Origin of the sequence: Rhizobium aureum, from assembly GCF_030182495.1 — a bacterium.
Lineage (GTDB): Bacteria > Pseudomonadota > Alphaproteobacteria > Rhizobiales > Rhizobiaceae > Rhizobium > Rhizobium tropici_C.
The window spans coordinates 1,064,763-1,089,005 of the sequence record NZ_JAQJCI010000001.1; the positions used below are offsets into that span (position 1 = coordinate 1,064,763).

The 24,243-nt window shown below is 58.5% G+C and carries 26 protein-coding genes and 1 pseudogene; 9 read left to right on the forward strand and 18 right to left on the reverse strand.

Annotated features, from left to right (window positions below; all coding sequences use genetic code 11):
* Positions 1–33: 33 nt before the first annotated feature.
* Together PH552_RS05025 and PH552_RS05030 are read right to left on the reverse strand one after the other, a co-directional pair.
* The gene (locus PH552_RS05025) at positions 34–1,248 is read right to left on the reverse strand and encodes an MFS transporter (protein ID WP_285165633.1); all 1,215 of its coding nucleotides are present in this window, start codon (positions 1,246–1,248) and stop codon (positions 34–36) included.
* Positions 1,245–1,415 carry a hypothetical protein gene (locus PH552_RS05030; protein WP_285165634.1) on the reverse strand — a complete coding sequence of 57 codons (171 nt, stop codon included), beginning with the start codon at positions 1,413–1,415 and terminating at the stop codon, positions 1,245–1,247. Before PH552_RS05030 ends, PH552_RS05025 begins: the two co-directional genes overlap by 4 nt.
* Before the next feature lie 213 nt (positions 1,416–1,628).
* Between PH552_RS05030 and PH552_RS05035 the strand changes: the two genes are divergently transcribed.
* Entirely contained in the window at positions 1,629–3,092 is a 1,464-nt protein-coding gene (locus tag PH552_RS05035; RefSeq protein WP_285165635.1) for a cyclic nucleotide-binding domain-containing protein, read from the forward strand.
* A gap of 303 nt (positions 3,093–3,395) precedes the next feature.
* Here PH552_RS05035 and PH552_RS05040 read toward each other — a convergent pair whose 3' ends face one another.
* The 11 genes from PH552_RS05040 to PH552_RS05090 form a co-directional block, all read right to left on the reverse strand.
* Positions 3,396–4,076: a YoaK family protein gene (locus tag PH552_RS05040; protein ID WP_145644757.1), complete on the reverse strand. Its 681-nt coding sequence runs from the start codon at positions 4,074–4,076 to the stop codon at positions 3,396–3,398.
* A gap of 110 nt (positions 4,077–4,186) precedes the next feature.
* Positions 4,187–5,167 carry an alpha/beta fold hydrolase gene (locus PH552_RS05045; RefSeq protein WP_285165636.1) on the reverse strand — a complete coding sequence of 327 codons (981 nt, stop codon included), beginning with the start codon at positions 5,165–5,167 and terminating at the stop codon, positions 4,187–4,189.
* A gap of 129 nt (positions 5,168–5,296) precedes the next feature.
* Positions 5,297–6,697, reverse strand: a complete 1,401-nt coding sequence (locus PH552_RS05050; RefSeq protein WP_285165637.1) for an alginate export family protein — start codon at positions 6,695–6,697, stop codon at positions 5,297–5,299.
* Between the two features lie 55 nt (positions 6,698–6,752).
* Complete coding sequence (locus tag PH552_RS05055; protein ID WP_285165638.1) at positions 6,753–7,652, reverse strand: glyoxalase; 900 nt, start codon at positions 7,650–7,652, stop codon at positions 6,753–6,755.
* A gap of 10 nt (positions 7,653–7,662) precedes the next feature.
* On the reverse strand, positions 7,663–8,118 hold the full coding sequence (locus PH552_RS05060; RefSeq protein ID WP_112345895.1) for a DoxX family protein: 456 nt from the start codon (positions 8,116–8,118) through the stop codon (positions 7,663–7,665).
* A gap of 161 nt (positions 8,119–8,279) precedes the next feature.
* A complete protein-coding gene (locus PH552_RS05065; protein WP_285165640.1) occupies positions 8,280–10,262 on the reverse strand; it encodes an amidohydrolase in 1,983 nt (660 codons plus the stop codon).
* Positions 10,262–10,549: a XapX domain-containing protein gene (locus tag PH552_RS05070; RefSeq protein WP_113251568.1), complete on the reverse strand. Its 288-nt coding sequence runs from the start codon at positions 10,547–10,549 to the stop codon at positions 10,262–10,264. Before PH552_RS05070 ends, PH552_RS05065 begins: the two co-directional genes overlap by 1 nt.
* Before the next feature lie 32 nt (positions 10,550–10,581).
* Entirely contained in the window at positions 10,582–11,289 is a 708-nt protein-coding gene (locus PH552_RS05075) for an alpha/beta fold hydrolase (RefSeq protein ID WP_245430518.1), read from the reverse strand.
* 124 nt (positions 11,290–11,413) lie between these two features.
* Positions 11,414–12,070 carry a hydrolase gene (locus PH552_RS05080; protein WP_113251567.1) on the reverse strand — a complete coding sequence of 219 codons (657 nt, stop codon included), beginning with the start codon at positions 12,068–12,070 and terminating at the stop codon, positions 11,414–11,416.
* A 239-nt stretch (positions 12,071–12,309) separates the two neighbouring features.
* A complete protein-coding gene (locus PH552_RS05085; protein ID WP_113251566.1) occupies positions 12,310–13,209 on the reverse strand; it encodes a helix-turn-helix domain-containing protein in 900 nt (299 codons plus the stop codon).
* A 93-nt stretch (positions 13,210–13,302) separates the two neighbouring features.
* The gene (locus PH552_RS05090) at positions 13,303–14,028 is read right to left on the reverse strand and encodes an AraC family transcriptional regulator (RefSeq protein WP_162737071.1); all 726 of its coding nucleotides are present in this window, start codon (positions 14,026–14,028) and stop codon (positions 13,303–13,305) included.
* A 389-nt stretch (positions 14,029–14,417) separates the two neighbouring features.
* On the opposite strand from PH552_RS05090, the pseudogene PH552_RS05095 reads away from it, so the two are divergent.
* Positions 14,418–14,765: pseudogene (locus PH552_RS05095) on the forward strand (MBL fold metallo-hydrolase); the annotation flags it as partial.
* Positions 14,766–15,133: 368 nt separating this feature from the next.
* On the opposite strand, the gene PH552_RS05100 reads toward PH552_RS05095, so the two are convergent.
* Genes PH552_RS05100 through PH552_RS05110 form a run of 3 tightly spaced genes read right to left on the reverse strand, consistent with a single transcriptional unit; the run spans position 15,134 to position 15,993 of the window.
* Positions 15,134–15,388 (reverse strand): toxin-antitoxin system HicB family antitoxin, encoded by a 255-nt coding sequence (locus PH552_RS05100; RefSeq protein ID WP_285165642.1) that lies wholly within the window; start codon positions 15,386–15,388, stop codon positions 15,134–15,136.
* On the reverse strand, positions 15,385–15,765 hold the full coding sequence (locus PH552_RS05105) for a PIN domain-containing protein (protein WP_350223709.1): 381 nt from the start codon (positions 15,763–15,765) through the stop codon (positions 15,385–15,387). The genes PH552_RS05100 and PH552_RS05105 overlap by 4 nt, the downstream gene beginning before the upstream one ends.
* Before the next feature lie 15 nt (positions 15,766–15,780).
* Positions 15,781–15,993, reverse strand: coding sequence for a helix-turn-helix domain-containing protein (locus PH552_RS05110; RefSeq protein ID WP_113251561.1), 213 nt, complete (start codon positions 15,991–15,993; stop codon positions 15,781–15,783).
* 233 nt (positions 15,994–16,226) lie between these two features.
* Here PH552_RS05110 and PH552_RS05115 point away from each other — a divergent pair, with 233 nt between their 5' ends.
* The 7 genes from PH552_RS05115 (at position 16,227) to PH552_RS05145 (ending at position 22,877) form a co-directional block, all read left to right on the forward strand.
* Entirely contained in the window at positions 16,227–16,673 is a 447-nt protein-coding gene (locus PH552_RS05115) for a hypothetical protein (protein ID WP_285165643.1), read from the forward strand.
* 64 nt (positions 16,674–16,737) lie between these two features.
* Entirely contained in the window at positions 16,738–17,397 is a 660-nt protein-coding gene (locus tag PH552_RS05120) for a nucleotidyltransferase domain-containing protein (protein ID WP_285165645.1), read from the forward strand.
* Between the two features lie 35 nt (positions 17,398–17,432).
* Complete coding sequence (locus PH552_RS05125; protein WP_285165647.1) at positions 17,433–17,675, forward strand: DUF4160 domain-containing protein; 243 nt, start codon at positions 17,433–17,435, stop codon at positions 17,673–17,675.
* A 15-nt stretch (positions 17,676–17,690) separates the two neighbouring features.
* On the forward strand, positions 17,691–18,170 hold the full coding sequence (locus PH552_RS05130; RefSeq protein WP_285165649.1) for a helix-turn-helix domain-containing protein: 480 nt from the start codon (positions 17,691–17,693) through the stop codon (positions 18,168–18,170).
* A gap of 348 nt (positions 18,171–18,518) precedes the next feature.
* On the forward strand, positions 18,519–21,374 hold the full coding sequence (locus PH552_RS05135) for a xanthine dehydrogenase family protein molybdopterin-binding subunit (protein WP_285165650.1): 2,856 nt from the start codon (positions 18,519–18,521) through the stop codon (positions 21,372–21,374).
* Positions 21,371–21,895, forward strand: coding sequence for a (2Fe-2S)-binding protein (locus tag PH552_RS05140; protein WP_112343438.1), 525 nt, complete (start codon positions 21,371–21,373; stop codon positions 21,893–21,895). Before PH552_RS05135 ends, PH552_RS05140 begins: the two co-directional genes overlap by 4 nt.
* Positions 21,888–22,877, forward strand: coding sequence for a hypothetical protein (locus PH552_RS05145; RefSeq protein WP_112343439.1), 990 nt, complete (start codon positions 21,888–21,890; stop codon positions 22,875–22,877). Before PH552_RS05140 ends, PH552_RS05145 begins: the two co-directional genes overlap by 8 nt.
* A gap of 162 nt (positions 22,878–23,039) precedes the next feature.
* Here PH552_RS05145 and PH552_RS05150 read toward each other — a convergent pair whose 3' ends face one another.
* Both PH552_RS05150 and PH552_RS05155 read right to left on the reverse strand, forming a co-directional pair.
* Positions 23,040–23,438, reverse strand: coding sequence for a nuclear transport factor 2-like protein (locus tag PH552_RS05150; protein ID WP_285165651.1), 399 nt, complete (start codon positions 23,436–23,438; stop codon positions 23,040–23,042).
* A gap of 24 nt (positions 23,439–23,462) precedes the next feature.
* Positions 23,463–24,215 carry an SDR family NAD(P)-dependent oxidoreductase gene (locus PH552_RS05155; protein WP_112343440.1) on the reverse strand — a complete coding sequence of 251 codons (753 nt, stop codon included), beginning with the start codon at positions 24,213–24,215 and terminating at the stop codon, positions 23,463–23,465.
* Positions 24,216–24,243 lie beyond the last annotated feature (28 nt).

The window sequence follows — 24,243 nt, forward strand, 5'->3', positions numbered from 1 at the left end:
TTACAATCGACCCCATGCTGCATCCCGGTCACATCAGCACGCGTCGGATTTGCGAGCATGGCGACCAGCGACCGCATTTCTGACCGCGTCAAGCAGAAGCGTTGCCAAGGCCAGCGTTGCGACCGTCGCGACGCCCAGATCCACCGCTGAAGAGAGACCTGCCCAGGTCGCGATCTTGCCCAGTAGCAGGGCCACGACCGCCTGGGCGAGATAAGCAACGAGGAACAGCGCCGAGAGCGTCGCGCCTCTATGAGTCACGGGAGCAGCGGCATTGATCAGCGAAAGTCCCCCGAGGAGGAGCAGGCTGTAAGCCATCCCACTGCCGATTTGGGCAACAGTATAGAAGACCAGCGAGTGCAGGACCGCGGCGATCGCCAACAGCCCGGAGGAAACGATGGCAATGGCACTACCCGAGAGCATGACCCTGCTCGGCTTTACACCCCGTGCCGGAATTGTGGCGATGGCGGAAGAGATCGCAAAAAGCGCGATGGTGCCGCCATTGACGAGGGCGTTTTGAGAGGCGATGACATCCCGCGCCACCTGTGCACCAAGGGAAAGCGTCATGGCGCCAAGCACATAAGAGGCTGTTACCGCCGCCGTCGCCGTCACGAAAGTCGCAAACAATCCGTTCGGGATTGCGGGGATCCTTGGGCGCCAACGGCCGACCGGTCGCGATGCCGTGCGGTTCGGGAGCCTCCAGGTCGCAACCATGAGCACGGCGAGGACGACGGCAAGAACCACGAAATTCAGCCGAGTCGGCAGCGGCGCATATTCGATCAGCGCACCGCCGACAAGGGCGGCGCCGATCATGCCGAATGCCTGGGCGGCCGCCGTCGTGCTACCGGCTTGCGAGGCCCGGGCCGGTGCGCTGAACTCGACCACGGCTGCAGCCGACGGCCCCGCGGACAGGCCCACGCCAACACCCATAAAAGCCCTGCCGATGAAGATCCAGTCAACGTCCGGCGCCAGCGCAAATATGACCGAACCGACGAGCGAAGCCGCAAGGCCGAACAGCATTGCTTCCCGTCGCCCGATATAATCCGAGACATTGCCGAAGACGACGAGCATGAGGACGACGAAGACGGGATAGACGGCGAAGATCGCCGTTGTGGTGAATGTCGTCAGGTGCCATTCCCGCGCGTAAAGCGGATAGGTCAGCGCCGGGGCCGCGCTGGTCCAGATCGTGTGGGCGACGACCGCCGCGGCCGTCAGAAAGCTCGCCTGCCTTCCAAAAACCTTGCGGCTCATGATCGTGCCTCCGTCACGGGGCTCGGCTGGAAATGCGTGCCCGCGCCGACATCGACAAGAATGCCGTCATTCGTGGTGATGTTGAGCGGAATGTTGGGACCCTCGGAGAGCACAGTGATATGGAACCGACCGTGCTTGAAGGCGTGGAATGCAACTGGCTTGTTCATTTGCCGAACTCCTGTTTCGATGAAGAAGATGTCGGCCAATTCGATTGAGATTGAAATTGTCTACGTGGACTATGCATTGTTCATTATTACTGAACGATAGAACGCCAAAATTCATTGAAATCGCCAAGACGCCGTTCGGAAATTGGGGTATTGATCGCGGGCTGCTTCCCGGGCCACACGATGCAATATTTTTTTGATCCCATTATACAATTCTTGCTTCTTGTCGTTGTCCTCGCTGCGGCGCATTGGCTGCTGCCGAGGCACAGGGCTGCCCGTTTTGCCACCGATGTCGCTTTTTTTGCCACGTTGACCGCCATTCTGCTGGCCAAAGGCGTAGCGCCCTATTCCGAAACACCGCCATCATCAGATCTCTGGCACCGCCTGTTTTACGGCCTCGCAAAAGCAATCTGGTGGCTCGGCGGCGCGATGATGCTCGTCAGCTGCGTCAGGCTGTTCCTGATCTTCGAGCGCCGCCCCCGGGAAGCACGATTCGTCCAGGACCTGATCGCCGGGATCATTTATGTCGGGGCCGTTCTTTCCGTAATAGCCTATGTCTTCAGCGTGCCGGTTGGCACGCTGATCGCCACATCCGGCGTGTTTGCGATCGTCCTCGGTCTTGCGATGCAAAGCACGCTTTCCGATGTCTTTTCCGGTATCGCGCTCAATCTGGGCCGTTCGTACAGCGTCGGAAACTGGATCATTCTCGAAAGCGGGGTTCAGGGTCGCGTCATCGAGACCAACTGGCGCGCGACACATCTATCCAACGCGACGAACGATCTTGTCGTCGTTCCCAACAGCGCACTCGCCAAGTCACAATTGGTCAACCTCAACAGTCCCGACGAGACCCACGGCATTACCATGTCGATCAAGCTCGCCCCGACCCGGACGCCGGCGACAATGGCGAGGTTGCTCGAGACGGTCACGCTGGGAAGCAATCATATGATGCGCATTCCGGATCCCTTGGTCTCGATCACCAGCCTCACGAAGGAGGTCATCGAATTCGAGCTTGCTTTCCGAATCCGCGACATATCCGAGACGACGGCAGCGAAAAACGAGATCTACGATCTGGTATACCGGCATGCGCTGGCGGCTGGAATTCCGCTCGCAAGTAGTATCGTATTCAGCGCAGCGCCCGCAGCAGAGTCGACGATCGGTTCGGAGGAAGGGTCTGAGAAGGCATTGCGGCTCATGGCGATGCTGCCGCTCTTTTCCGCCCTCACCGAAATAGAGCGGGAGACGCTTTCCAAATCTGCGACCCGCCGAACTTACGCCAGAGGGACAGAGATCATTCCGCAGGGAGAACACGCGCAGGCGTTGACGCTTGTCGAAAGCGGCGTCGTGAATGTCGTTCGCCACGAAAATGGTCGAGACTTAGAGCTCAATCGGCTATCGCCTGGTGATTTCTTCGGCGAGCGTGGTCTCTTGATCGGCGCGGAAGAACCCGGCCGCATCATCGCGTTGACGCCGGTCGTTGCCTGCGAGATCGGACGTGATCAGCTTTGCGAGATCTTGCGGCAACGCCCGGCTCTTGCTGAAGATATCGGCGCAACGCTCGCTGGCCGCATCGAGCAGGAAAGACGCCTGCATGGGGAAGGCAGCACGCCGTTGCTGCACGCGCAGACATTGACCAGCCGCATCCGTCATCTCTTCCAGTTGCCGCATTCGCCGGTGGCCTGACGGAACATGGCCAGATAAGACCGGCGCCTCCAATGCTGATCGCCGGATCAACCGGTCCCTCGAAGGTAGGATACGGTGTGCAGGAGCTCAAAGTTATGGTCGACCCTGCGCTCCAGCTTATCGACTTGGAGGCTCCGAGGCCACTCGGGCTGGATGTTTCCAGGTATGGGCAGTTTTCTTACGACCGCGTAAGCGACGAATATCCGCGATCGCAGGACACTGCTGAAAGCGTCCTAAGCGGGCCTTTGTTAGATCTATTGCACATGCTGGCTCGAGATGTTGCGTTTTCGCGGCGCATGCCGATCAATCGCCTTCGGGCGTTTCAACATGCGCAAAGAGTGCCAGGGCAGCCAGGACGGCAGGGACGGCAAAACTCCAGACGGGCGAGAAAATGAATGTCAGCGCCCCAATAGCACAGCCCAGTGCGAAGGCGATAACGGCGAGCACCATCCGCTTCAGACGCGAGTAGGCTGCGGCGGTGCTCTCCGAACGGCCGCCCATGGCGATATCGGCAAGATCGAGCATGATCTGGGTCGTCGTTCCGGTCATCAGGGTGGACGGAGGAGACTTTGCCAGATGAACGCGGTGAATGCCGTTCTGCACTGCCATGGCGGCAACAAGGATCATGCCGATTGCAAAGGCGGTCGGGCTGTTCGGATCGCCGAAGGGACCGTATGCCAAGGCGATCGCGGCAGCAACGATAAGCAGCACCAGCTTGACGACGAGAAGAGGACGCAGGACCGGTCGACCGCCTCGCTTCAGCGCCAGCCCGACGATACGGGAGGCAAAGACGACGGCGCAGAAAACCGGAAGTGCGAGGAGCTTGGACAGGGTGCCTCCCGTACCCAAGGCTAATGATGCGCCCAAGGTCACGAAGTTGCCGGTCACATGGGCGGTAAACAGCCCGCCCAACGCCAGGAAGCCGACAGTATCGACATATCCTCCGTTGAAGCTGAGGAGGAGAGGAAGCGGAACAGCTTTCATTGACGGAGCATCCTGAATATCTCGGTAAAGTGCTCCGGCACTCCGGGCACTGCTTTAATGGGCGGCCTGCCGCTGCACTCGAGCTCAGCGGCAGGTCCGGATCGTGTTCGTCAGGCCTTGATGAAGGCGAGCAGGTCCGGATTGATGACGTCGGCGTGCGTCGTCAGCATGCCATGGGGGTAGCCCTTGTAAACCTTCAGCGTGCCGTTCTTGAGAAGCTTGACGGAAAGTTCGGCGGAATCGGCGATCGGAACGACCTGATCATCGTCACCATGCATGACGAGGGTCGGAACGGTGATCTTCTTGAGATCCTCGGTCTGATCGGTTTCGGAGAAAGCCTTGATGCCGTCATAATGGGCTTTTGCGCCGCCCATCATGCCCTGGCGCCACCAATTCTGGATCACGCCCTGGTAAACGGTCGCGCCCTCGCGGTTGAAGCCGTAGAACGGCCCGGCGGGGAAGTCGAGGAAGAGCTGGGCACGGTTTTCGGCCACGGCCTTGCGGATGCCGTCGAAGACTTCCATGGGCAGGCCACCCGGATTGGTTTCGGTCTTCAGCATCAGCGGTGCAACGGCGCTGACCAGCACGGCTTTGGCGACACGGCCCTGTGGCTGACCGAACTTGGCGACATAACGGGCGACTTCGCCGCCGCCTGTCGAGTGGCCGATGTGGACGGCGTTCCTCAGATTCAGATGTTCGGCGACTGCGGATGCGTCAGCTGCGTAGTGATCCATGTCGTGACCGCCGCTGACCTGCGAGGAGCGGCCGTGACCGCGGCGGTCATGGGCGACGACGCGATAACCGTGCTGAACGAAGAACAGCATCTGGGTGTCCCAGTCGTCCGAAGACAGCGGCCAGCCGTGATGGAAAACGATCGGCTGGGCGTCCTTCGGACCCCAATCCTTGTAAAAGATTTGTACGCCGTCCTTGGTTTCGACGAAGCCGGTGGTCATTGGAGATATTCCTTCAATTCTTGTGGGGGTGGCAGCGGAAAAGGCAAGAGATGGCATGGCTATGGCAGCGGAAAGGGTTGCGCCGGCCAGCAATGTTTGCCTGCGGGAAAACATTATCTCGATCGGGTTGTCAGACATCTTGGTAACCTTTGGAGTGGACTTCGATTGCATAGCCTGTGAGCGCTGCTGCCTCTTGTCCGATACTTGTCCCATTTGGACAAAGCTCGGGTCACCGCAGGCCGGGGGATGGGATCGCTTGAAATTCGATCACCAGGCGAAAGTCAGTTGAACGCCCAGATAATTGCCATCGTGACCGCCGGCTTTGCGGATGGCATCGCCGATCTCGTAGTGCACCGCCTCGATGGCGCCTGTCAGATTTGCATTGAAGGCATAGTCGAGCCTGATCTGCCCATAAGCTCCGGTCCAGGCGCCGCCGCGGCCCGCCGTTCCTGCCAGAGGCTGGTTGGGCTGCACATAGATCGCATCTGCCGTGGTTTGCCGCCATTGAAGACCAACTGCCGCCATCAGCGTCATATTGTCCGTCGGTTTCACCGTTATCGAGGGCTTCAAGTGAATGAGGTTTGTATAGCCGGTGTAGCCTGCGAGCGCGAAATAATAGCCGTTCGGGAAAAGAGGATTGAAGGTGCCGACAGTGCCATCGCCGGGATGGCGATCCCCTGAGGCCATATCGAACTGCAGACCCAGCCGCGGCGTCCAGGATGCATCCTCGAAGGTGTACCCCCCACGCGCGCCGATCGCCCAGGCTCGAATATCCTTATCGCCAACAGAACCCACCTGCCCCATCCCCTCGAGATCCCAATCGAGACCGTTCGAACTGCCGGCGAACCGGGTGTCGAATATATGCCGGTCTTCGTCTCCGGGTCCATCCAGGTAATGTGCGTTGCGCTTCTGATAGAGCGAGTAGTAAGCGGAGAGCTCATTGGTTCCCAGGACCTGCCGTTCCACGCGCAACGTGCTGAAGCGGAAGTCGCCGTTCGATGTGTCGTCGAAGGCCTTGTCGTTTCGATATTGGACTGGCTGGCTGACGAAGCCGATGAAACGCCACGGCCCCGTCTCCCAATCCGCCCAGACAGCGTCGAAGGATTGCCGAACGTTCGGCCCGTCGCGCGAGGAAACGAAGCGCTGCAGGTCGAAAGCAAAATCCTGCCGGCCGACTCGGGCCTTGAAGGTCCCGGCATCGAAATCGTGTGAATAGGAGACGAATGCAAGCCGCAGATCCACTTTGTCGGCATCCGCCGGGCCGATCGAGCTTTTTCCGAATGCGCGATCATCTTCGAACTGCGTGAATACCTGCCAGTCCTCGAAGAGGTGCAGATCGATGTGGAATTGGGCTCGCTGGATCACATAGTTGTCACGCGCGACACCGCCGATTCCGAAACTTGGGGCGTTGTTTGTCTCGAACCGTTCTCGCAAATTCGCGCCGAACGATATGTAGGTTCCCGGATCACCAGGCGAAAACGGTAGATATTTCAGGCTGTCCAGCGGCTGCGTCCTGAGTGCAGGATCCGCCAGGACGGACCAATCCTCTTGCCAACGGTTGCTCTTGATCGCGGGCCGCTTGACGGCTTTTGCCTCATCAGCAGCAATTACCGCCGTCGCTGACAAGGCCAGCAAGGCGGCGGCCGAAAGTAAGTGGCGTTCAATCATCTTTATACTCCCTCAAAGGCAGGGCGGCCGCGTCTGCGCGGCCGCTGCGCTGTCATCAGGGCTTCGTGATGGCATGAATTTCCGCCACATAGCCGCCGGGGAATTCCACCATGGCGGCTTGGCGGCCACTCGACTGATAGGGGTCGACGAGAATCTTCGCGCCGCTGTCCTTGGCCTTCTGCAGGGTCGCACCAAGATCCGGGACTTCGTAACCCGTCATCTCATGGCCATAAGGAAAGGGCAGATGTCCGTCGGTGACGAGCACGGTCATCCTGCCGTACACGGATTCGATGCGGACGCGGCGGAACGTATCGTCGGGACGGCCGATCTCGACGCCGGGTGCTTTTTTATCGTCGGAGACAACCTTGCCCTTCGAGAAGGCGAGGAAACCCCTGACAAAGGCAGAGACGGCATCCGCCGACACATAGACGCGGTTGTCCGGCACGGTTTCGAAGGCCGCATAGTTCGGCTTGGTCGTGTGCCAGTAGATCTGCATGTTGACGCCGCCCGGCCACTGGATGACGGCGTCGCGGCCGATGGGATCGGGGAATGGCGACACGGTCACGCTGGCGCCGGCGGCACGGGCGGCGGCAACGGCCTTGTCCATGTCGGTAACGAGATAGCCGGTGCGCTCGGCGCCGAAGGGATAGGGAATCGGCGTCTTGAAGCCGAACAGCGACACGGTGCCGACGGGAGTCTGCAGGAGTTGCGACGTCGTGCTGCTCGGGGTCGGCGTCACCGTGGCGACGACCTGCTTCGTGCTTGCCCCACCGAAAGTCGCAAGGAAGCTCTGGGTGAAGGCGTCGACCTTGTCCGGCGCCACGTAAACATGCGTGGTGTCATATTGAGCGCCGACACCGACCTGCGGATAGGCATTGCGGGCCAGCGCGGGTGCGACCGGCAGCGCAGTAAGGGCAAGAAGAAAAGCTAGTATTGGGAGCGGTCGTGAGATCACGTCTTAAGCCTCAGCGTTCGAGATGGGATTGAGATGGATGGGAGAGATCTAGCCAGGCGACGAGCAAAAAGCCGCCGGCAAGACCGAGATGTTCGAAGAAGGCGTTGGTCGCCATCATGCGGTCGATGCCGGGCGCCATTTCCCAGAAGCGGAGCGCGATGAAGGTTGCAAGAAGCGTAAAGCCAGCGAGTGCCAGGGCACCTGCCCAACGCAGGAAGCCTGAGATCACCATGGACGAAGCGGCAAGTTCGAAGACGATGACGGCAACTGCGAAGAAGGTGGCAGGATGGAGACCGAAATGATCCATCTCGGCCAGGGCACCGTTGAAGTCGAAGATTTTGGTGAGCGGACCTTGGACGTAGGCTGCGCAAAGAGCCAACAGTGACACCGTCCGGATGACAGGAGAGCCGACGGCGCGTGCCAGACTGCTCCGGACTGGGTTGGACATATGAGATTGAAAGGTCATTTCAGCTCCTGCATGTTCGCCGCGAGGCCGCTTTTGATGGAGCGATATTGGCTGGTAACCGCCACGCCAACAATTGCAGCAATAGTTTCGATTTAATTGCGGATTTGGCAATGATGAGGTGACGCCCGGGCGGCGGTGTGGCCGCCCGGGCTGGAGGCTGGTCAGACTGCCCAGCACGAGCAGCCGAGCGCACCGAAGAAGCCCTTGAGATCGGCGACCGGAAGCTTCGAGGTCCAGGCACCAGCATGATCGTGGCCATGCACGCCGCAATCGGTGGCACATCCGCATGTGGAGATGGCGGTTCGGCGCAGTGAACGGGCACCCGCGCCTTCCGGTTCGCCCCAGGCCGCGTAGCCGCCGAACCTGCGGACAGGAGACCAGTCCGGCATGGCGGGCGGGATGTCGTTCTCGTCGAGCGTCTTGAAGTCGCCTGCCCCATAGACGATCTTGCCGCCGACCATGGTCAGTTCCGAGACGAGGAAGGAGATCTCGTCCTCGGCGCAGGCGAAGAAGTCCTTGTCCGGCACCACGAGGTCGGCGAACTGGCCCTTCTCGATGCGGCCCTTCTTGCCTTCCTCGTTGGAGAACCAGGTGACCTTCTCGGTCCACATGCGCAGCGCCGTCTCGCGGTCGAGGCAGTTGGCGCGCGGGTAGAGCTGCATGCCGCCGACCGTCTTGCCAGTCACCATCCACGACAGCGAGATCCACGGATTGTAGGAAGCAACGCGGGTGGCGTCTGTGCCGGCCGAGACGTTGACGCCCTTGTCGAGCATGCGGGCGATCGGCGGCGTAGCCTCGGCCACGCCGTGACCGTACCGCTCCACGAAGTATTCGCCCTGGTAGGCCATGCGGTGCTGCGTGGCGATGCCGCCGCCGAGGGCCGCGATGCGGTCGATCGAGCGGTCCGAGATGGTTTCGGCATGGTCGAAGAACCAGTTCAGTCCTTCGAGCGGGATATCCTTGTTGACCTTCTCGAACACGTCGAGCGCACGCGAGATCGTCTCGTCATAGGTGGCGTGCAAACGCCAAGGCCAGCGATTTTCTGCCAGAACGCGCACGACCTCTTCCAGCTCGCCCTCCATTTCCGGAGCCATATCGGGACGGGGCTGGCGGAAATCCTCGAAGTCCGCGGCGGAGAAGACCAGCATCTCGCCCGCACCGTTGTGGCGGAAGTAATCGTTGCCCTGCTTGTATTTGACCGAAGCGGTCCAGTTGAGGAAGTCCTGCTTCTCTTCCTTCGGCTTCTGGGTGAAGAGGTTGTAGGCGAGGCGCACCGTCATCTGGTTCTCGTCGGACAGCTTCTGGATGACGGCGTAATCGTCCGGATAGTTCTGGAAACCGCCGCCGGCATCGATGACGCCGGTGACGCCGAGGCGGTTCAATTCCCGCATGAAATGGCGGGTGGAGTTGACCTGGTAGTCGAAGGGCAGTTTCGGACCCTTGGCAAGTGTCGAATAGAGGATGCCGGCATTGGGCTTGGCCAGCAGCATGCCGGTCGGGTTGCCGTTGGCGTCGCGGGTGATCTCGCCGCCGGGCGGGTTCGGTGTGTCACGGGTGTAGCCGACGGCGCGGAGAGCGGCGCCGTTCAACAGGGCGCGGTCATAAAGATGCAGCAGGAAGACCGGCGTGTCGGGCGCGACAGCATTGATCTCCTCGATGGTCGGCAGGCGCTTTTCGGCGAACTGATGCTCGGTGAAGCCACCGACGACGCGCACCCACTGCGGCGCGGGCGTGATCGCCACCTGGCGCCTCAGCATATCCATCGCATCGGCGAGCGAGCGCACGCCATCCCAGCGCAGCTCCATGTTGTAGTTCAGACCACCGCGGACGACGTGGGTATGGTTGTCGATCAGGCCGGGCAGAACACGCTTGCCCTTGAGGTCGACGATCCTAGTGCCAGAACCAGCCAGCGCCATGATCTCGCTGTCGGATCCGACTTCCAGAAACAGCCCGTCCTTGATGGCGATCGCCGTCGCATTCGGATTGGTCCGGTCAAGGGTCGTCACGCGGCCATTGTGGAGGATCAGGTCGGGATGCATGGTGTCTACTCCGGTCGGGTTGGGATTGGCCGCGTTTGCCGAGGAGAAGAGGTTCGAGAACGCCAGGCTCGATGCGCCTCCAAGAAAGGATCGACGCGTCGTCATCAGCTTCGCTCCTCGGCATTGGCCTTCGCCTGATGGGCAGTCTCGAAACGATCGGTGCCTTTCGGCAGGTGGCCGAACATGTGCGGCTTGATCTGCTGCATCCAGGAGACGGCAGCCGGTTCCTTGTTGATCAGCGTTTTGGCGAAGGGGATGATCTGCTCGCCAACCAGGATACCGAGAAGACCGACAAGGGCGATGACGGGCGGCGCCGGTGATCGGACATTGAGCAGACTGTAGACGATGCCGACAAGCAAACCGGCTGCCAGGGAATAGAGGTAGATTTTCATGGACATTGTCCCTTTTTAATTCTTTTTGACAACTACGCGGCTGCTGCCGAGGCAACCGCCTCAAGGATGACGGCGGCAACAGCCTCTGGCTGCGAAAGCAATGACATGTGGCTGGCTTTGAGTTCGGTCGTGCGGGCATTCAGCTTCTTCGCCAATTCCCGCTGGAGCTCTACGCTGACCGCTCGGTCTTCGGTTGAGATCACGTACCAATTCTTGCGGTTCGCCCAGGCAGCCTTGCTCACCTTGTCGGAGAAAGTACTGGCACCGAGCGGCGGCTGGGTCGCAGCAAGGATCCGCGCATCCTCTTCCGGCAGATCCTGCGCGACAGCGTTGATCCAGCCGTTCACGCTCATCATGTAACTGCCGCTGCGGTCGGCGCTCACCTCTCCCAGACCAGGGGGCGCAGGGTGAGCCGCGACCTGATCTCCGGTTGATTGGCCGATATCCGGTGCGAAGGCTGCCACAAAGACCAAAGCCTTCACCTTCGGGTCGTCGCCCGCTTCCGTTATGACGGTTCCTCCCCAGCTATGGCCGGCGAGAACCACAGGCCCATCGATCTCATTCAGCGCATGGCGGGTTGCCTCGACATCCGCCAACAAGGATGAGGTCGGGTTCTGCACGGCGACAACGGAAACGCCCCGCTTCAGCAGGAGGGAAATAACGGATCTCCAGCTCGATGCGTCCCCCCATGCCCCATGTACGAGGACGACGGTCGCGCTATTCGATGGTGAAGCGATCATGATGAGCTCCGTGAACATGACAGGAAGGAAGCAGCAGGTACCGTGGCGCAAAGACGGATGCACCACGGGAAAGATCGAAGAGCTGGGCCACTGAATCGCATGAGCGGGGGTGGCCATTTGCTCCTCAGTGACCTTCGGACGCGCCGAACATGGTCTTTGCGTAGATGATGCCGAGGCCGTAGGAACCGCCAAACTTCTTGGCAATGCCGGTGGTCATGTCGTAGGTCTCGGTCCGAGCCCAATCACGCTGAAGCTCGAGCAGATACTGCAGAGACGTCATCGGCTGAGCGCCGGCCTGAACCATGCGATCCATCGCTCGGTTATGAGCTTCGTCGGTTACGTCGCCGCAGGCATCAGCCAGTACGAAGACCTCAAAACCTTGCTCGATGGCCGACAGTGCCGGGCCGACGATGCAGACGCCGGTCCACAGGCCGGAAAGCACGATGCGCTTCTTGCCGATTCGGTTGATCTCATCGATGACTGCAGCGTCTTCCCAGGTGTTCATCGACGTGCGATCGAACAGCTTCTGACCACGAAACGCATCGGTGATTTCAGAAAACATCGGACCGGAAAAGCTCTTTTCCGCAACCGTAGTCAGGATGGTGGAAACGCCAAAACCCTTGGCGCCATTCGCGACGAGAGCTGCATTGTTCCGAAGGTTGACAGCATCGATGCTCTTGGTCGCAAAAGACATCTGCGACTGAAAATCGATCATGATGAGGGTGTGATCCTTCGGCGTAAGAAGCTTCGAGCCAGGCGTCGGTGTCGCGTTTACAGTCATTATGTTCCTCAAAAGCGTTGAGCTGAGCTGCGTGGGCATTCAGCTGAATTGCGTTCACGGGGCGGATTATGCCCACTGCGGGAGCAATCTTCTTGTCGCTTAGAAGGACAGTTTGGATATTCGGACTGTTTCGGCGGCGGGAGATCGAACGACACCGAAAGGAGACGAGACCCCTGGTTCGAGACGGGATCAGGCGGCAAGATTTTCGCGAAAACGCAAGTTTCGGGCCGGCCGCGGCCTCATGAGGTCTTGCCGCCGAGTTTCAAACGGTTCTGCCGCCGCCAGTTACCTGGGGGCTCTCCCACAATATCCGAAAACACCCGCGTCAGATGGCTTTGATCGGCGAAACCGCATGCCGTGGCGCTCTCTTGAATGGAAAGACCCGACAGCAGGAGATCCTTGGCCTTTGAAACGCGATATTCCATGACCCAGCGGTACGGCGTCCGGCCGAATGTCTCCTTGAACGCCCTATTAAAGTAACTGCGGGAGAGGTTGCATAGTTCGGCAAGTTCGGTGATCGAGACCTGCGCAAAAGCATTGGCGGTCAGGAATTCCAGCACCCTTTTTTCTTGCCAAGGCGCCAGGACGCCATTCCTCCCCGTCGGAAAATACTGGCTGGCATAGGTATGGGTCAAATGCGTCAGCAGGACCAAACTGATTTGCTCGAAGAAGAGCTGGTTGGCCTCGTGCCGGCTGACAAGATAAGGCAATACGGCCTGGGCAAGGCCAAGAATGACGTCGTCCTTGGTGCCGGGCCTGCAATCGAACCCGTCGAATTGCGGGCGGCCGATATCCTCCAGGAAAGACCGCACAAAGTATAGGGGGATATTGAACCGCAAATTATCGAATGGCGAGAGATGATGGCATTGCCATTCATTCCTGAGATCGGTGATGGCGATCGCACCTTTCGGATGCCCACCTTCGAAAATGAGTTCCTTGTTCCTCCAGAGCCGATGCATCCTGAAATCGGTCAATTGGGTGATAACGGAGACCGCTTCGTCGCGTTTGTTCGCCGGCGCGATCGGAAGATCGTCCTTGTCGTAGCACAGGCGTGTGATCGTGATAGCCGACGCCTTCATCACCCATCGACTGGGAACAGGTGTTCCGGGCGCATCACTGCCCTCCGATTCTCTTTCCAATGCGCGCTCCGGTAAACCCACCCTTACCAACTAGGATATTCCATTGGTAAATTCCAACGATTTTTTACGAAAGACGCGAATCGCACGACGAAGTCAGTTAAGACATCCGGCGCGCCAGACCGCCGGCGTCATCCCCGTTTCGCGGGAGAAAACCTTTGTAAAATGACTTTGGTCCACGAACCCGCATGCTTCTGCGATCGCTTTCAGCGACAGCTCACTGCCGCGCAGCAGCTCCTGGGCAGCTTCCACGCGCGCATGCATCAACCATTGATGGGGCGTGGCGCCGGTCACTTTCTTAAACCCCTGCGAGAAATGATTGGCGGAGATGCCGGCCGCCGCGGCAATTTCCGCGACCGACAATTCACGCGCAAGGTTTTTCCTCATGAATTCTTTTGCCGCAGCCTCGCGGTTGTAGGGAAGGATCGCGTCGTCCGCGCCAGCCTCCGCTTCGCTCACGGGATCCTCAATCAGATGAGAGCAGATCGCGATAGCCAGGTGTTTGAGGAGTGCCTCCCTGGAACCGGTCTCGCGCTCGAAAAGGCAAAGGATGACATCGGTGAGATTGCTCAAAACCGGATCCCTTTCGCCTCTTCGACACCGCAGCTGGATTTTCGGGCTTGTGCTGGATAACTCCCCAACCTCCCGGATAAGCGTCTTTGGCAGAAAGAACGTAACCGAGTGAAGATTGGCGTATAAGACGATCGAGGCCTGTTCGGAAAGGTCGACGAGGCAGACCGATCCCCGCGCGAACTTGCGCGGCAGCGTCCTGGTTCCATCCGGCAGGATATCGCAATGATGGGCCTCCTTGGTGTAGACCATCAGGAAATAGGCATCGCAAATGGGAAGGGAGACGATCGGCCTCTCGCCATCGGAGACATCCTTGGCGATTCGCGTGACGCAAACCGGCGAAGACCTGACGGGCACCACATTCAGCGAGGCGGCCTTCGGAAGGTCGAAATACGGGCCGAGCGTTTTCAGTTCAAGATTGTCCAGGCTCAGTCCCTCTCCTCCAAGACGCCCCCGCGCCTATGGCATCCATGAGAACATTTCGGTTGCAGCAGACCTTATAATTCTGCCGCACACCGGCGCAATGCTTATTCTCGCGGAAAATCAAGGATTCAACCGCAGTGATTACAAGCGTTACGGCAACGACAACAACTATCTTGTACAATCTTACGGCAACAGTCGAAGAGATCGTGGTAAATGTCTACGACAGCCATATCCGCGCCTTCAAGGACCAGGCCGAAGCGGCGCCTGATGTTTCCGTAACCCCTACAGGCGGTCACACGCCCGGCCACAGCGTCGTCAGGGTAAGGTCCGGCAGAGATCGACTGATGTTTGCCGGCGACGCGATCCTCCCAGTGCCCTTCGATCACCCGGAATGGCATAACGGCTTCGAACATGACCCGGAAGAAGCCACGCACGTTCGTCTCCGCCTCATGCGCGCACTTGCAGATACGGCTCCTGGCTGATCTCGACGCATATGCCTTTCCCGTCCGTGGGCCGCGGCGGCGGGCGACCTCTTTCGCTGGGTACCGGCGTGGTGGGACTACTGAACGTTACGCGGTAAGATCGGCCAGTATTGGGAGATGGATGCCCCAGCGCATCGCTTGATGCGCCGTTTTGGCTGTGACTGCGGGCTAAAGCGGGCTGGCCGATCGGTTTCTTCGGCCTTGGCGAAGTCGAGGATGCCGAACAACTCGCCGCTTAGTTCGGCACGAACCTTGCCCCGGTTGGTTTCCGGTGTGAGGACGATTTGGCCGATGAGTGAACGCAGCGTTTCCGCCGCCTGCCGCCCGGTCAAGGCTGGCGCGGCATGCGCCAACGCGGAACGCGGCCTGGCCTTGAGGGGGCGGTTTCGTTCCAGCCCAATCCAGCAAGCAAAAAGGCTTTCATCGCATCCGTTCAGACCCGATGCATTGCATCAGATGGTGTCTTCCTTCAGCGGCGGCACATCCGGCGCTTTGTCAAACAAGCCTGACAGCGCGCCGCGCTTCGTCGTAGCTGCACGCGCTTTCAGGAATTCGCTGGCCGTCTCAACAGCCCCGATCTTCTGTGCGACCGCAGAGATGATCCACTGATTGAGCGACACGCCATCCTCTTGTGCCAGACGTGCCGCCGTCTCCTTGAGCGACTGCGGCAGTTGCAGCGGATATTTGTAACGTTGGGTCTGCGTCATGTGTTCAGTCTCCTGACAATCTCTCTCGGTGTTATCACGGTCACGCCCAATCCGAGCGCCGGACGGAAATTCCTGACGTTATGTGTCACGATGGCCTCGGCCTGCCCGTTCAAGGCAGCCTCAAGCACCATTTCATCGGCGACATCGGGCAGCATCGGCCGCGTCCGAAACGAGATAACGACACCCTCGGCAATGGCGGCAAGCGCGCTCATCACCGAAACGGCATCCTCAAGGCTGTGGCCGGTCGCCGGTCGCGTTTCCGGTCGGCTCAACACCGCCTCATATTCCAGAAACAGCGCCGTCGAACAAAGCGGCGTCACAATGCCCTGGTCCACGAAACGCAGAAGCGGATACCACGTTAGCAGCGCAGATCTAATCTCGCCTACGCTTCATTAACGCGTGGGTTTCTTTGCCAATCGCACGCCCGGACCGCCGCCGTTCTCCGGGAGGAACTCGATGCCCGCCGCTTCAAACGCCATTTGAATGGCCCCTAGTGTGGAAGCATGTGCCGGTTTGCCAGCTTCAATACGCGTAATGGTCGCCGCTGTCACATGAGCTTCGCGGGCCAAATCTCGGACACCCCATTTCAGTGCCGCTCGTGCCATTCGTATTTGCTCTTCTGTGATCAAAATTATTACGACATAATTTATAGAGCTCGCCAAATTATGTCAGTGACATAATTTTGTTTATGCAAGCGGCCGAGTAGAGTGCGGGAACACTCCGCCCAGCCTAACCACAACCCAAGCTGATAGGAGCTCGGATCATAGCTGATTCGGACGATACCACGACTTTGTCTTCCGTCACGCGCAGGATGGTCGCCGCCGTCGGATTTCCGCAGGTGGAAATCGCACTGCCCGGGAAAAAGGAGCCGGTTCGCGCTTTCAGCCTGGAAGACATAGACCGAATATGCGGCGATGCAGCCGGGCATGAGCCCGTAAAGGCGCAAGCAATAGCAGCCTTCCGGGAACGGCTGGAAGCCTGGGATCATCTGGATGACGTTTTGGGATATAGTCGGGCAGAGAAAGCCGAAATCCAATCTGACCGCATGGAGATGAGGTTGGCCGACGCCCTGATGGCCATGCCGGCCACGACGCTTGCTGGTGTGGCCGGCAAGCTTGATGTGATCTTGTGCGGAGGCGAACACTTCGACAAAGGCCCAGACTTCCCCTCGCTGCAAGTGCGCGCGGCGCTGGTCGATCTAGTGCGCATCGGGCAGGCGCTGCAGCCGGGTCAATTCATGCCCGGAAGCGACCGGCTCCTCGGAGCCAATGGCGGCGCAACATGAAAAGCCTGCTTGAGGGAAATAAGACGGCAAAGCCCTCCACGACACACCTGCACCGGAGGCTGCCGTGTCTATGACGCTTGCTGAACGCCTCGGCCATCTTCCCGAGAACAAGCGCCGTGAACTGGAACGGATCGCACGAATCCTGTTCGATGAATTCGAGGACGTACAAAAGAGCAAGCTGTCGGACACGAAGAAGGGTGGACGTATCCTCAAACTGGTTCTCTTTGGCTCTTATGCACGCGGTGACTGGGTAGAGGATCGCAAAAGCGATGGCCGTTCCGAATATAACCTGCTCGTCGTCGTTACGACTGAAACCTTTGCCGATCCACGTTTCTGGTACCGGGCTGCGGATCGCTTCCTGCGGGACCTGACGGTCACCAGACATCTGGCAACGCCGGTCAACTTCATCGTTCACTCTATCACGGACCTCAATAACCAGCTCGCGCACGGTCGGCCCTTCTTCGTGGACATCGCCCGCGACGGCATCCTGCTCTACGAGACGCCGGGTCTTCCCCTCGCCAAACCCAAGCCGCTGGATCCGGACGCCGCCAAGGCTGAAGTGAACAGGCATTTCGGCCACTGGTTCCCAAGCGCCATGCATCGCTTCGAACTGCCGAAGGAGGCAATGGGGCATGGCTACGGCCGCGAAGAACCTCCCGCGATCCATAACCTCTCCAGATATATTGGGGTAAAATTGCACCATATATCTTTACATGGTGCATAAACTGCCCTATGTTTTCCTTATGGAAATGAGGGCGCATGGGCAAACTGATTCAAATCGGAAACATCATCATTCGAGTTTATGCGAACGATCATTTGCCCCCGCACTTCCACATCATCACCCCGGATGGGGATGCATTGGTGGAAATCGCGACACTGGAAATCCTGCGTGGTAAGCTCGCACGCAAGGCGCAAGACACCGCCCTCGAATGGGCAGCAAAGAACAAGGCGGCCATCGCCGCCGAGTGGAACCGGACCAATCCCCGCTTTCCAATCGCTTGAGGAAGGAAAACAGAAATGGACATGCCGCGAATTGAAAGCGTTACGCCAACGTCAAACATGACGCTGACAATCGAGTGGAAGGGTGGCGCTGAGGCTTCCGCAAATCTCGTCGGCTGGATTGCAACCGGCGGCGAATTGCTCGCCCCCCTCAAGTCCCCTGATGTCTGGAAAACTGCCGCGGTCGCCGACTACGGTGCAACGGTCGAATGGGAAGGCGAAGATTTGGCGATCGATGCCTATCACCTTTTCCAGATCGCCGAAGACCAGCGCGATTTTAATGCCGAGGACCTGCGGAAATGGCAGGAAGAGATAGGGCTTTCGAATAACGAGGCTGCGGACTTTTTAGGCGTCAGTCTGCGCACATGGAAGAACTACCGTGCCGGCGCTCCTGTCAGCCATGCCGTCAAGATGCTGCTGCGCGCAAGTCAGCGCGACCCGCTCTTGATGCATGCGCATTACCGGCCACGTCAGAATGGCAGGCCGAAAGCTGCCTGAGGAGAAACCCAGCATAAGGGACAATTCCTGACACTGATCGGGACCGATAGATACAGATTGTGCGCGTGGCCGATGGCCTGCGCGATTTGCGTAACCTTCTTAAAAACTGAAGATCGCCGTGGTACTCGATGTCGTAATTCGTCTTGACTTACCTATAGGTGTAAATATTATGCGTAGAAGACATGACTGCACGCCTTGCGGGTGACGATTCCTACAATTTAAATGCTCTCACACAGGCATATGCGAGTGACTTCCGTCAGCATATGCCCTGTTCGACGCCTTGTCTTCGTGCATCACGATCGACTGATTTGCTCAAAGTCTCTTCACTTTATTGGCGAGGGGTGTGCAATGAACGATACGATCTTCCAGAGCAAGCTTGCGGATTTACCCATCAAGCGGCGCCGCTTCCTGCAAGGCGCTGCAGGCCTGATCGCAGTCACCGTCCTCGGGCCTCCAGGGAGGGCCATTGCGGACCAGTCATTGGGCAATTCAAAAGCCGTTCAGGCAGCCACCCCCGGCGTCGCCAGGGAACGGATCGATGGCCACGCGAAGGTGACCGGCCAGAAGGTGTTTGCCCGAGACTTCAATTCCATCGATATGGGTTGGGGGCGCGACCAATGGTATGCACTCTATCTGCCGGCTTTGACAACAGACCACAAGTTCCTGAATGTGGATTTGAGTTACTTGCCGGACGAGGCAAAGCCAAAGCGTGTAATCCTCGGTAATCAGCTCAAATCCGCGGTTAGGGCTGCTCCACTGGCCCGATATCGCGATCTGCAGATCGAAGCCGAGGCTCTTGACCAACACGAAAAGGGGGCGACGGAACTCTTCAAGAGCACGCTCCCGGCGTCGGCTACAGCTTTTGCTGCAAAAGGCTCTTCGTCGGTAGAGTTCGATATCATCGTTAAGCCCGGCAATGTCCCGAACTTTCTCGGCCAAGCAGTCGCTTTGCTCCTCTTCGACAAGCGTGAGACTTATCGGGCAGCAAAGCGCCTCATGCAATTCAACGATGCCAGCTTCCAGGTTTATGCATTGGATGATGCTTCCTCACAGAACATGGGAGCACCGTGGTCGCCTCAAACGACCTATGTAAAATATTTCGAACAAGGCGAAACCTTCAGTTACGCTACTGCCGATCCGGCGACGTATTCGCAGAAAGTCCCCTCCTATCGCGACAAGATCGATCAGTATCTGGCACAGAACCCCGACCTGATCCGTCAGTCATTCACCGTTGATACACAAGCCATGGATCCGATGTTCATGGAGCCGGAGAGCGGGCTTGCCTATTATGACAGCAAGGCTCAAAGCCTGGCTCTCGTGCTCGGGACGCAGTCGCCGGATGGCGATGTCTCAAGCGCCGCATCCATGTTCAGCGGGGGTGACTCGCCGATCGTCGTCAAGGAAGTGATACTTCACAGCTGTTATCCCGGTGGTGGTTTTGGGGGCCGCGACAGTTCGCCCTTCTCTCAATTACTGGCTTTGACCGCTGCATTTTCCGATGGAGCTCCCGTCAAGCTTGCCCATGATCGATTCGAGCAGTTTCGCTATGGACTGAAGCGCCCGGGAGCGGCGATCAAGGGTGAGCTGGTGGCCGGATCCGACATGAAATTGCGCCTGATCGAAGCGACAATGAATTTCAATGGTGGTGGGCTACGCAACCTGTCCCCCTATGTTGCCAATCTGGCGGCACTCTGCGTTGGCGGATCTTATGAATTGCCGATGGCGAATGTCTTTGCCCAATCAAAACACACGAAGGACATTACTGGTGGCTCTCAGCGCGGGTTCGGTGGCCCGGAAGCCTTTCTTGCCATCGAAACAGCGCTCGATGATATCGCGACATCCAAGGGGTGGGACCCTATCGCGCTGCGGCGCGCCAATATTGCTGACACCGGAGGTCGAACCATCGTCGGTGGTCCGATCGATCAGGAACTACGTCTTGGGGAGATACTTGATCGAGCGGAGGCCCATCCGCTGTGGGCTGATCGGGATAAGATAAAATCCGATTATGCTGCTCGCGGTTTGACCTACGGTACGGGCATAGCCTTGTCGATGCAGGCCTATGGAACTTCCGGTGACGGAATGGTTGCGGCGGTTTTGATTGATCCTGATGGCAGTTTGACGGTTCAATCCGACGCGGTCGACATGGGAAATGGTTCGGCGACGACACTGGGGGTGGTTATCGGGCCAATACTTGGCGCCAACGCGTCGGCCGTCGACATGGGTGGTTATCGTTTGTTCGGTCAAACCGGGCTGACTACTAAAGGCAATGGAAGCGATTGGAATAATCCGCACTGGACAGCCAAAGGTGTTGGTTCCTCTTCTGCCTGTCTGACCGGCCTCCATCAGGTCCACACCGTCCAGCAGACGGCACTTGCCCTGATGCAGGCAAGTGTCTTGCCTGCCGCCGCGTCGATCTGGGGAAGACAGGAACTTGGCCTTGACGATGTCAGATGGGCTGATGGACGGTTGACTTTGGTCAAAGGTGGTGCCGAACCCATTGCATGGGCGGATCTTGCAAAGCTCATTTACGCCAAAGGATTGCCAAAAGGGGCGCTCGGTCATGCGTTCATTCAGGGAAGCTGGGTCGAGGCAGATTTCGCAGGACCAAGCGGAACCATGCACCTGCAGCTCGACGGCCTGTCCTTCTACCTGCCGAATGTGAAGGATCCGACATTTGTTGGCCGAACGAATACGATGCCGCCACCCGCGATCGCCCAGCGTTATTCCCGTTATGTCTGGGCGCCCTGCGCAAACGTCATCGGGCTGACGGTCGACAAAAGCAGCGGTTCAGTAAAGATCGAGAACATCCTTTCCGTCCTTAATGCCGGCAGATTGTTCGTGCCACAGCTTGTTTCCGGACAAAGTCAGGGCGGGATTGCAATGGCAATCGGCTACGCGTTGATGGAAGACATGCCGAACGGCATGGCAGGGCCTGCCGACGGAACCTGGAACCTGAACCGCTATCATGTCCCCCGTTGGAGCGATGTGCCATTGAACACGGCTTACGAACCCGGCAAGCGCGCGCAGGAATTGGTGACGTTGCCGGAAAGCGCAGGGGACCGCGGAGCAGGCCGCGGTATTGCCGAGGCGGTGATGTGCTCTGTCGCGCCGGCGATTTCCAACGCCCTGCATGATGCATTGGGGCGGCGTTATACGTCGCTGCCTATAACGCCGGCGAAAATTTTGGAGGGACTGCAGGCATGACGATTTCCTTCAAAGTCAACGGCATCACCCATGAGGTGGAATCCGACCGCGCAGACGATCGATTGATCGACTTTCTGCACGATGATCTCGGTCTATCCGGCACCAAATTCTGTTGCGGGATTGGCGTCTGCCGGGCCTGTACGGTTGCTTCCGTTCGAGCTCCCAATGAAACGGCCACGCCGGTCATCAGCTGTTCAACGGCATTGGCGATGGTTGATGGTACGGAGATCACCACGATCGAAGGCGTTACGCCCAGCGATGGACTGCTGCCCATTCAGGAGGCATTTCTTCGAGAGTTCTCGTTTCAATGCGGCTACTGCGCTCCCGGCTTCGTCGTGGCATCACAGATATTTCTGGATGGCTTGCGGCAATTGGGAAGCCTGCCAAGCGACCTCGATGCGGCAATCGAACAGGCTGTCGGGTCCCATATCTGTCGCTGTACCGGCTATGTTCGCTACTACGATGCCATCCGCAAAACAGCCGAAGCGATGTTTGCGAAGGAAGGATCGCAGAATGGCTAGCTCTCTCTTCCTGCGCAAAGGTCTGTTCTTCTTGCTGCTGCTTTCAGGGGAACAATTATTTGCAGGCCAGTCACTGGCGGATCAAGTCGATATGGGTTCGACGAGAGAGCTATATGGCGCGGAATGCCGCAAGCAGGTGGGTGACATCCCCGAATTCGCCTGCAGTGACGGAGTTCCCGTGCCGATTACAGTCGATGGGAAGAGCGTGCCGGCGACGAAGAGTATGGTATGCGATCGGCCCGCCTTGCTTCCGAATGGCTCGGGTTCTGACGGGCAATGTGTGCCCAATTCCCGCATCCTGTCCTTATCGACGGAGACAATGCAGATCGCCGTCATGTGTCGGCAAAAGATCATTCGGCCGGCGGATAAAATGGAGTTCGATGAAATCGATATTGTCGCTCATAACCCCAAGACCGGTGCGACGTGCTGGTTTCAGGCGGAAGGAAAGCCCAGTCAACCCGTCAGCGGCGAGAAAGTACCGTCTCCGACATCCCAGCCTTCGAGCCCATTTTGGAATGCACCGGAGATCACATTCAAAGACGGCTGCGGAACCTGTCACGACAATGACCCCTTCATGTTCTCACCGTTTGTTGGGCAGGTCTGGAACCGCATGCCAGTCAACCCATTCGGGCCGTACTACCATGTGGATCTTCCTTCACCTCATCGAGTTGGCTTCAGCGGTTGGCCAACCCGGACCCTCAACCCGACCGATAATACGTGCCTCGGCTGTCACCGAATTGGCATTGCCGAAACGTGCCGGCAATTGACGGATGAGATGACTGGGCGATTTCCTGAAGGAGCCGACGATTGGGCACGTCGCTTTCCGGGCTCACATGCGATGCCACCTGATATTGGCATCACGCAGACCAGCTGGAATTCGATCTATAAATCCTCCGTGGATCAGATCAGATCGTGCTGCCAGAAACCTGACCAGCCGGCATGTCGCATAACTGCAATTCCGGCCTATCCGCCACCGAACTGATGATAGCGCTAGGCGGGCGTGATTGATAGCGCGCTCAAGAGCGCGCTATCGATATTCGTGATTCCACGTGACAAGAAGTGTAGGAAACCTTTTGTGGCAAAGTTATTCGACCGCTTTTCCCCGCGGCGCGAAGCGCACGTCCAGCGATCATTCTTTGTTCATTCAAAACTTTCGGATCATGATCGGTGGGCTGGTCGGATCCGGATCGCCATCGAAGAAAAGATAGATCGCCGCGATCTTACCGTCCTTGGCGATGATGAAATCCGTGGCTGCATATGCAGGTCGTTCGCCGGGCGCACCGGCCACCCATTTCACGCGGCCGGCCCGCTCATGCAGAACGTCCGCCGCGGCGATTGTGGTGTACGCAAATGTCGGATGCATGGCGCGAATGACTCCGGCGATGCGGACGATCTCGTCGCGACCACGATAGATCCCGTGCGGTTCCACGAATATGGCGTCTTCGTGAAGGATTTCCTCCGCCACGTTCCGGCGGAGGGCGTCGTCGCCCTCCCCAAAAATGCCCTGTAGATTCCGATCGAGCAGCGTTGCAATGTCTGCCATGATCATTCTCCCTGATATGACGGGTCAGATCTGGACGTGGCCACCGTCGACGAAGAGTTCGATACCATTGATGAAGCTGGCATCGTCGGAGGCAAGGAAGAGGACAGCCTTGGCAATCTCTTCCGGTTGCCCGATGCGGCCGGCAGGAATAAGGCTCGCAAGATAATTCTTCGTGTTCTCCGCATTCTCACCGCTGCCGAAGAGTTCGTTGAGGCCGGCGGTTTCAGTCACGCCAGGACTAATTGCATTGACGCGAATACGGCGATCCTTCAGATCGAGGATCCAGTTGCGGGCGAAGTTACGCACGGCAGCCTTGGTTGCCGAGTAGACGCTGAAGGCAGGCGTGCCTGAAGTGCTCGTCGTCGACGAGGTGAGGACGATCGAACCACCATCACGCAGGAGCGGGAGCGCCTTTTGAACGGTGAACAAGGTGCCCTTCACGTTGGTATCGAAGGTCTTCTGGTAGTGTTCTTCGGTAATCGCGCCGAGAGATAGCATCTCGCCGCCGCCGGCATTCGCGAAAACCACATCGATGTGCGAGTGCTTCTGTTGAACTGCGTCATATAGACGATCGATATCGACGAGCTTGCTCATGTCGGCCTGCACGCCCGTGATACGGCCTCCGATCTCCTGGATGGCGGCATCGAGCGCTTCCTTGCGGCGGCCTGTGATGAACACGGATGCACCTTCCATCGAGAAGGCCTTTGCCGTCGCAAGGCCAATACCGCTCGTGCCACCCGTTACGATGACGACTTTGTTTTCAAATTTCTTGCTCACTGTCATGCTCCTTTGTTGCGGCCCACAC